This window comes from Prevotella sp. CAG:255, from assembly GCF_000431195.1.
Classification (GTDB): domain Bacteria; phylum Bacteroidota; class Bacteroidia; order Bacteroidales; family Bacteroidaceae; genus Prevotella; species Prevotella rara.
Genome location: NZ_HF986781.1, coordinates 77,831 through 86,925, shown reverse-complemented (window position 1 = coordinate 86,925; position 9,095 = coordinate 77,831). Strand labels below are relative to the sequence as shown.

The 9,095-nt window shown below is 44.1% G+C and carries 7 protein-coding genes and 1 pseudogene; 2 read left to right on the top strand and 6 right to left on the bottom strand.

From position 1 onward, the window contains the following. Positions 1-112: 112 nt before the first annotated feature. On the bottom strand, positions 113-871 hold the full coding sequence (locus QVO66_RS03405) for a response regulator transcription factor (RefSeq protein ID WP_021853997.1): 759 nt from the start codon (positions 869-871) through the stop codon (positions 113-115). A 115-nt stretch (positions 872-986) separates the two neighbouring features. Between QVO66_RS03405 and QVO66_RS03400 the strand changes: the two genes are divergently transcribed. Then, positions 987-1,631 (top strand): DUF1349 domain-containing protein, encoded by a 645-nt coding sequence (locus QVO66_RS03400; RefSeq protein WP_288947801.1) that lies wholly within the window; start codon positions 987-989, stop codon positions 1,629-1,631. Between the two features lie 605 nt (positions 1,632-2,236). Here QVO66_RS03400 and QVO66_RS03395 read toward each other — a convergent pair. Together QVO66_RS03395 and QVO66_RS03390 are read right to left on the bottom strand one after the other, a co-directional pair. Continuing rightward, complete coding sequence (locus QVO66_RS03395) at positions 2,237-3,898, bottom strand: putative transporter (RefSeq protein WP_021853995.1); 1,662 nt, start codon at positions 3,896-3,898, stop codon at positions 2,237-2,239. Between the two features lie 130 nt (positions 3,899-4,028). Beyond that, on the bottom strand, positions 4,029-5,474 hold the full coding sequence (locus tag QVO66_RS03390; RefSeq protein ID WP_021853994.1) for a sodium:solute symporter: 1,446 nt from the start codon (positions 5,472-5,474) through the stop codon (positions 4,029-4,031). Between the two features lie 536 nt (positions 5,475-6,010). Here QVO66_RS03390 and QVO66_RS03385 point away from each other — a divergent pair. Next, positions 6,011-6,224: pseudogene (locus QVO66_RS03385) on the top strand (TrpB-like pyridoxal phosphate-dependent enzyme); the annotation flags it as partial. 782 nt (positions 6,225-7,006) lie between these two features. Here QVO66_RS03385 and QVO66_RS03380 read toward each other — a convergent pair. The 3 genes from QVO66_RS03380 to QVO66_RS03370 form a co-directional block, all read right to left on the bottom strand. After that, the gene (locus QVO66_RS03380; protein ID WP_021853992.1) at positions 7,007-7,954 is read right to left on the bottom strand and encodes a DNA/RNA non-specific endonuclease; all 948 of its coding nucleotides are present in this window, start codon (positions 7,952-7,954) and stop codon (positions 7,007-7,009) included. Between the two features lie 164 nt (positions 7,955-8,118). After that, positions 8,119-8,370: a type B 50S ribosomal protein L31 gene (locus QVO66_RS03375; protein ID WP_021851667.1), complete on the bottom strand. Its 252-nt coding sequence runs from the start codon at positions 8,368-8,370 to the stop codon at positions 8,119-8,121. Positions 8,371-8,475: 105 nt separating this feature from the next. Then, a partial coding sequence (locus tag QVO66_RS03370; RefSeq protein WP_288172523.1) for a carbohydrate binding domain-containing protein occupies positions 8,476-9,095 on the bottom strand: 620 nt, incomplete at its 5' end.

The window sequence follows — 9,095 nt, the reverse complement described above, 5'->3', positions numbered from 1 at the left end:
ATATGGATTATGGTAGGGTTGGCTGTTTTATGGCTTCGGATATAACATTCTTGTTGCGTAAAATATAAGGCTGATGTTCCACATGTTTTCATCTTCCGTAAAAAACTTTGGCTTATATTATTTTTAGCTCTTTGGCAATTCTGCAGGCCTCAATAGAGTTTCTCACTTGAAGTTTGCTCAGGATATCTTGCCTATGACGACTGACAGTATTAATACTTATGTGCAACATTTCTGCTATGTCCTTGCTTGTCAATCCCTTGTCGATTAAACTTAAAATATGCTTTTCCCTTGTTGACAGAATGTTGTCTTTATTTTGGGCTTCCGGTTGGATTGTGTGGCCGTCTGAAGAATCGATAATTACGCATCTCTCCGAAAAATCTATAACCATAGGGCTATAAAGGCATAAGGCCATATGTAACGTTTCGCCTGAAGTTCCAAAAATATAGAACATGCGGTGTATTACTGGGATGTAGCTGTTTGTGGTTGTCCTCATGCGGAGTTTGCTCCTCAGATAATAGTCTGCCCTCTTTTTCCTTGGCTGTTGTTTTATGAAGTGCAGAAAGCAAAGTTCATGAAGATGTTTGTCTGCCAGGTCGTCAGGATGAATACGGCTGAATATGTCTTCCTCCCAGATAGAGGCCATTGTCATTTCACTGACATCTCTGCCAAGACCGAATATATGAGAAAATTTGCCATAGAATATATAGCTGACTTTAGCACGCAAGTCGCTCAGTACGGCAATGGCATTTTCTATTTTTGCATAGTTGTATGCCGTGTTGATTAATTCTGCTGTAGCGCTGTCGTAGGCTTTGTCTTTTGAGAAATCCTGTTTTGCGAATTCTTTGTTCAATATGTCTATGGTGTTCTTCATTTTGCAGAAAAAATGGTTATTTTTAATTATTGCGAGTCAATGGTCAATGCTTTACATTTGCAAAGATAATCAAAAAGAATATTATTTTATGATAATTGAAAAGATTAAAAGACTTATGTTGTTATGTGGATCAATGTTTGCCGCTTCATTAACAGGAACGGCGCAGTCGTTAGACAAGATGCAATGGTTTAACGAGCCAGAACAATGGGAGATAAAAAATAATTCGCTTGTTATGGATGTTACACCACACACAGATTATTGGCGTATCTCTCACTACGGATTTACGGTAGACGATGCCCCGTTCTTATACACTATACGCGGGGGCGAGTTTGAAGCAAAGGTCAAGATATCGGGTGACTATAAAACACGTTTTGATCAGGCAGGACTGATGATCCGTATTGACCACGAAAACTATATCAAGGCCGGAATTGAGTTTGTAGACGGCAAGTATAACCTCAGCACAGTAGTAACCCATCATACAAGCGACTGGAGCATAATTCCGCTTGACAAGCCTGTTGAGTATGTATGGATTAAGGCTGTAAGAAGGCTCGATGCTGTTGAGATATTCTATTCGTTCGACGACAAGAACTATACGATGATGCGCAATGCATGGCTTCAGGATAATCATCCTGTAATGGTTGGACTGATGGGAGCTTGTCCAGACGGTGACGGATTTAAAGCCATGTTTGAGAACTTCTCGATAAAGCATCTGCCTGACATGCGTCGTATGCAATGGCTTGAAAAGAACAGCAATAAATAATTTTGACATTATTTGCATTCTGAATATAATTTGAATATTGCAGCGTATGTAATTATTTTTGATATATTGATGAGCCTTTCTGTGTTTTTAAATATGTAAGATATTCGCGCTGATGTGTGTCAGAATGATATTGTAGCTTTGTCTAGTTTTTAAGATGAAATAGAATTTAAATCAATGCAAAATGCTTTATGATGATAGATAATATTTACAAACCATGTTAAATGGTAAGGCTTTGAATGGTAAATGGCCGCTTTATGAGTGAAAACATACCTGTTCTGTGCTCATAAAACGGCCGTTTTTATTGCCTTTTTCAGTGGTTTTTAGGCCTTTTTCATGTATGTTTTGTTGCACATAATGCTGTAGGTTGCCTGTAATATATTGTAATCGTGATATTTATGTTTGCACACGTATTTTTGCGAAATCACGGGCAAAAGATTTTAATTTTAAAATACTGCGGTTTTAGAGTGTGTGGTAAATACAAATAGTAAGAATAAATGTGAATATTGCAGTAAAGTGAAAATTTATCCTTGCTGCAATATTCTATTTTTTTTTACGTATTGGCCGACCGGCTGCAACGTCTGTTTCCTGTGATATAAAAAATGGGGCTAAACCAGGAACATCACCAATACTTGGGCTATGACCACACGGACAAACATGCCCAGCGGATAAACCGACGTATAGCTGATAGATGCAGAGTCGCCTTTCAGCGTGTCGTTGGCATAGCTTAGGGCCATCGGGTTGGCCATAGAGCCGCACAGGATGCCGCATATAGTGCCGAAGTCATATTTGCGTGTAAGTAGTGCGGCTGCTCCTATTATCAGCACCGGTACCACTGTCAGTGCGAAGCCTATGCCTATCCACAGCAGACCTTCGGGGCGCACCACGGTTTCGAAAAACTGATAGCCGGCTTCAAGGCCGAGGCAGGCAAGATAGAGAGACAGGCCCAGCTTGCGCAGCATGAGCGATGCCGACGGCGTGGTGTAGCTTATGAAGTGGGCACGAGAGCCGAGCGAGCCTACCAGTATGCCCATGATGATTGGGCCTCCGGCTATGCCGAGTCTTACGGGGGCGCTCATGCCGGGCAGGCTGAGCGGTATGGTGCCGAGAGCCAGACCGAGCATTATGCCCAGGAATATGGCCGCAAGATTGGGCTCGTTGAGCGTCTGTACGGCGTTGCCCAAAAATCCTTCCACGTGGTTTATGTCTTCAGGTGCGCCAACAACTGTTACGCGGTCGCCATACTGCAGCCTGATGTCGTCGGTGGCCAGCAGCTTTATGTCGCCTCTCTGTATGCGGCTGACGTTCACTCCGTAAGTGTCGCGCAGGTGCAGCTGCCCGAGGTGCTTGCCGTTGAGCACGCGGCGCGACAGCACAATGACGCGGCTTTCCACCTGGGCGTCTATGGCGTTCCAGTCTATTTTCTTTTTGTTCCAGTCGGTTTCAATCTTCTTTCCCAGCAGAATCTCTATCGACGGAATCTCGTCGGCCATGGTGACCACCAGCACATTGTCGTTGATGTGTAGTTGGGTGTTGGCCAGCGGCATTATCACCTCGCCGTTGCGCCAGATGCGTGAAATGATAAACTTGATATGCGATTTCTGCGATATTTGTGAAAGCGTCTTGCCTTCTAGGGCCGGATTGATAACGACAAACTGCGCCACGTATGTGTTGTCTTCCTCCATGGATATGCGCGGCTTAAGGTCGGCCGGCTTAACCAGCAGCTTTCTGATCAGTATCATAGCCAATATTACGCCCACTACGCCCAGCGGATAAGTGACGGCGCATCCCAGGGCAGCCCCTCCGCTAGGTTGTCCTGCAGCCTCGAGTGCCTGTTGTGCAGCTCCGAGTGCGGGCGTGTTGGTTGTCGCTCCGCACAGTATGCCTACCATGTCGGGCAGGCTGACGGGCAGGACAAGGCAGAGGCCGAGGGCCATGATGGTGCCTATGACTATGACGCCAAGGCTCCACAGGTTGGCGGCTATGCCCTCGTGGCGCAGCAGTCCGAAGAAGTTGGGGCCTACGTAGAGTCCAAGTGTATAAACAAACACGGTAAGTCCGAATGTCTCGGCAAAGTCGAGCATGCTCTTGTCGGCGCTGAGCTGGAAGTGTCCGGCCACGATGCCTACGAAAAATACAAAGGCAACGCCGAGTGATATGCCTTTGACGTGGAGCTTGCCCAATGCCAGTCCGGCCGCTATGATTAGCGACAGCAGTACCATTGTCTGCAGGGCAGAGTGTGTGGTGAATAGTCCGTTAATCCATTCCATGATATTACCTGGAAAAATTTTTACCTTAAAACTGATTTGCGGTGCAAAAATACAAAACAAATTTAATAAGCAGGCGTATAATCATGATAAAAAGATGTTTCGTGCCTGCAGATTGTTCTTTTATGTCTTTTTATCTTATGTTTTTGCCTGCATCCTGATTTTTGCCGATTCCGCTTATCCATAGTCCGCAGAAGGTTATGAGCCCGTTGAGAAGCAGCAGTTCGTAGCCGAATTTATATCCCGTAGCAGCCGGCACGATGTAGTTGGCTGCAAGACATATCAGAGGTGATGCCACGGCGATATACGGCGCGGCTGTGTCGCTCGCCTTTCTTTTGGTGAGCAGACCGAAGGCAAACAGACCGAGCAGAGGGCCGTAGGTGTAGGAGCAGAGGATGAATATTGCGTCGATCACGCTTGTTGAGTTTATCATCCTGAACAAAAGTATGAACACTGCAAATATCACGGCTATGACCACATGCACGCGGCGGCGCAGGCCAATGTCGGCTGGCCGCTCCTTAATGTCGACGCAATAGCTCGTGGTGAGAGCCGTAAGCGACGAGTCGACAGTGCTGGCTGAAGCTGCCACAATGCCAATGATGAACAGCACCACCACGGCAGAACCCAGCTCGCCCGTGGCGGCAAACATGGGCAGCAGTTCGTCTGGACTGTCGGGCAGGGCCATGCCTTTGCGCCCGGCAAGCATCATGAGCAGAATGCCGAGAGAGAGAAACAGCAGATTGACGGGCACGAACGCAAAGCCGTAAGTGCACATGTCCTTGCGTGCCTCGGCAAGAGTCTTGCACGTAAGGTTCTTCTGCATCATGTTCTGGTTAAGTCCTGTCATGACAATCACGATGAAAGCTCCGCAGACAAGCTGTTTCCAGAAGTTTTGCGTGCTCATCCAGTCGTCAAACACAAACATGCGGCTGTGGCTGTCGGCAACAACAGCCTTTGCAGCCTCGCTTAAGTTCATGTCGAGTTCTCCGGCCACCTTTATTATTATCAGCACCAGCGCACCCAGCATGCATGCCGTCTGCACAGTGTCGGTCCATACCAGAGTCTTTATTCCGCCCTTGTGAGTATAGAGCCATATAAGGAACATCAGCACGGGCACGGTTACGGCAAAGGGCACATTATAGGCATCGAGCACAAAGCGCTGCAGGATGATGCACACAACGTAGAATTTCACTGCCACGGCCGTGAGGTCAGACAGAATGAAAAATGCGGCTCCCGTCTTGTACGACCGCGTCCCGAGGCGTTCGCGCAGGTACGAATATATTGTGGTAAGATTTAGTCTGTAGTATACAGGCAGCAGGATGAAGGCTATGGCAAAATATCCCAGTATGAATCCGATACACGTCTGCATGTAGGTCATGTCCATGTGTATCGCCATGCCCGGCACGGAAACGAAACTGGCACCGGACACCGATGCGCCAATCATGCCGAAGGCAACCATGTACCATGGCGATTTGCGGTTGGCGCGATAGAATGTTTCATTGTCGGCCTTACGCGATGTTAGCCGGCTTATGCCGAAGAGAACGGCAAAATAAATCAAGACAGTAATCAGAATAAGCATGATGCAAAGGTAGTGTTTTTTTGTAAACAACAAAGATACTTCAGTGTTTTATTTGTAACCGGCAGAGCTTGTTCGCAGTTAATTTTGTCACAAAAATCCGTTTATCGGCCTTTTTTGCCGTTATATAATAAGGTATGGAATCATATTGTAAGTTTTTTGAATAAATTATTTGAAATTTTCTTGTTTTTTATAAAGAAAAATATTAAATTTGTCGTCGTAAGATGTTGAGAGTAACAAACGGAAATATAAATTGAGATATAAAGGGGCATAAGAGGTCTATGTTGCAAGAAAATGAGATGCCACACATGGTGGTATAATATCTAGATAGACGTGGTTGGCAAACCGCTGCAGCCTCTTAATCTGGCAACAAAAGAGCCATTGAAAAACTTTTCTCGTGTTCTGTGAATAGTGTTGCAGATAGAAGTTTGACAATAAGCATGCATGGATGGACATCCCCGACGAGGTGCTCGATATGCGTAAATATTAACGTTCAGCACCACTTGAGGATATGCGCTTGAAAAGGCGCTCTATATTCGGCTCCTAATATCTGCCACGCCATGGCGGCAAACATACGTGAGGCAGCTAAGTGCAGATAGAGGAGAACAGAAGGTGATATTGCTTAATCTAAGCGGCCACGGCCTAACAAACATGACTGCTTATGATCAGTATCTCAACGGAGACCTGATTAACTATTCGTTGTCCGATGACGATATTAAGAAAAACATAAATGCTCTTGATTCCATAGGCTGAAATGCTTAAATATTGTCCGGTCATGCGGATTGGTGAAAATGACTTGATGATTATTTATAATATAGTTGATGGAATATAGAGACAAAGTTGATGGATGTTGAAATTTAGGTTGATATAAATTATTGGGAATAAGTTGTGTATAGCCGAATCTTGCAGTGATGCAAGCGGCACAGTGTCTTTATATTCAGTTGTAGTAAGGAGGGACTTGCATAAAAAACATTTATGGCGAGACGGGTGCTGATAAACAAAACACGGATTTACCATACAATGTAATTTTACTCATAGTCACAATTATGCAGTTGTTAGTCATTATGTTTTTTTGCATACTCTCTTTACAATGATAATAAATGGAAAATGATTGATTTTCAGATGTAACACTCGGCTCAAATCCAATTCTGATTTGAGCCGATTTTTGTTTTATTGAATCTGTATCAGCCCCGATAATGCTGCAACAATATTTGAATTTGCTCTTAAATTGGCAAGATGTTTCTTGTCTGTATATATTGTTCTGATTGACAATCAGTAATGACGGAATAAAAATAGATATTGATGATAATATCATTAAGGATACATTGGTAGGATAAACTTGCAGAATCGTAAATATCTAATGAATTTATTTGCTATTATGTCTATTTTAGGACGTTAGGGCACTATCCACGTTTGTATTTTCATGCTATATCTAAACCGAGTCAGTCTTGACATGATAAATGTGAAGAGCCATATCAATCTCTGCATTTTGGAGTGATGATATGACTCTTCAGATATTTAAATGATGTAATCGGTTATTTCAGTCCCCATGCTTTAATGGCTATGCTGCTTTCCACCTTGTTCTCCGTATCGTCAGGCAGATTGCAGAAGAAGTCGATGCCCGTAAGTTCTTCGAGCCGGTCTATTGTAACTGCATATAGTGAAAGCGGGTCGTCTGTCCGCCATTCGTCTTTTTTCTGTTCGGCCCAGAATCCTATAGCTCTATAGCCCTCGCTGTTTTTTAGAAGGCATGCCATGAAGAAATATTTTGGTACGATAAGTTTACCCTGTATTCTTGAAATTATCTGGTCTTCATTGTCTATTGTTCCTCCTTTACAGACGTATAGCGTATCAGTCTTTGCCCTGGGAGTCCATGAACGTACCTGATCCTCCATTCTTACCCATAGGCCTTCGCCTTGATCCTGACCGCTGTTTGTGTAGTCGTTAAATTTGTGATATTGCGGCTGCATGTTGGTCATATAGAAAGTTTGGTAGTTTGCATCATAAGAAAATTTCCTGTCTGCGTTAGGGCAGATGTGCCCATGCTCATATCCGGAGCCATAATAATAGTCTTCAGCCCAATAATACTCTGAGTCGAGGCTGGGGTCGTTATGATAGCTGTCAGTCACACGGCTGTAATTTCCGGTGTAGCCTTGGTGCATCTGATAGCACGACCAGCGCTGCGATTTCTTGCTACAGTCCCATTCGACACAATAGTTGATTTCGTCTTTGTCATACTGTTTATCGCCTTTGGTCCTGTATATGAGAACTATGCTGTTGCCTCCTTTCAGGCGTGGAAATTCAAGTCGGGTGACAGCCTTGTCTGTGGTAACCTCATTCTTATTGAGATTTATCTCTTCTTTTCCGCTCCCTCCGTTGTCGTTGTCGTCATTGCTGCATGAGACTGTCAGCAGAATAAATGACGGCAGAATTATTGCGAGTTTGAGCAGGGCTGTTTTGCTAAAAATACTTTTTACAGACATAAATTTACTAATAACTATGATGGTATGATAATGAACAATCCGCATAAGCCAGCAAGAAAAAGATGCGGAAAGAGTAGAAGTGTCTTTAGACAAAAAGTGCGCTTAAACGTATATGCAACTACGCCCAAACGCACTTTGTATGTTAATCGAAATATGGTAATCTATTATTTGCGAGCTTTACCATAGCGGCTCATGAACTTGTCTACGCGACCAGCTGAGTCAACGAGCTTGCTCTTACCTGTATAGAACGGGTGAGATGTGCTTGAAATTTCGACTTTTACCACCGGGTAAGTTTCGCCTTCAAATTCTACTGTCTCTGTAGTCTTGCATGTAGAACGTGTAAGGAACATATCGCCGTTGGACATATCCTTAAATACGACGGGGCGATAGTTTTCTGGATGAATACCTTTTTTCATTTTGTTCTTAAATATTGTTGTTAAAAATATAATTACACATTACAGGCTGCAAAAATACGAAGATTTCCGCAGCCTGCCAAATGTTTTGGTAATAATTTTTATAAATTATTTTATAATGACTGTTCCTCCCATGCTCAATGTGAAGTCGTCGATGAGGACATCTCCGCCAGGATTCTTAGAGTTCATAATCACTACGCAATATGTTCCGTCTGCATCAATAGTAAAGGTGTGTGTAACTTTTACCCATTCGCTGCTTGTAATGTCATTTGTGTAGTCGCCATAGAAATAGTTGCCTACTTTTCCGTCTGTAACGGGTACGTATCCCGGACGTACTGATGCTCCTGCAGATGTGGCAGCCTTGGCATAGAATGTCATTGTGTATTCACCGGCTTTGAGCTCTATTTCTTTGTATGATATACGCTTGTTGTATTTTGAATCTCCGGCAACTTTTACTGAATATGAACCGCTGTGAGCGTCTGTACTCATAGAGAGTGTTGCATTTCCGGCTGTAGATGTTGTCGACCAGTTGTTGGGAAGACCTGACACCCATGCCTCAAAGTCGCCGTTGGGAGCTGTAAGATCGCCTGTGTCTCCGCCCGGCTGCTCTTCAACTGAACCGTCTTTTACAGAGAGTTTCTTAACTTCCCATGTTGATGACTGCTGGTCGTTGCATGTATGGCGCAGTGCTATAACAACCTTGCTTCCAATATACTCAGCAGGAATGT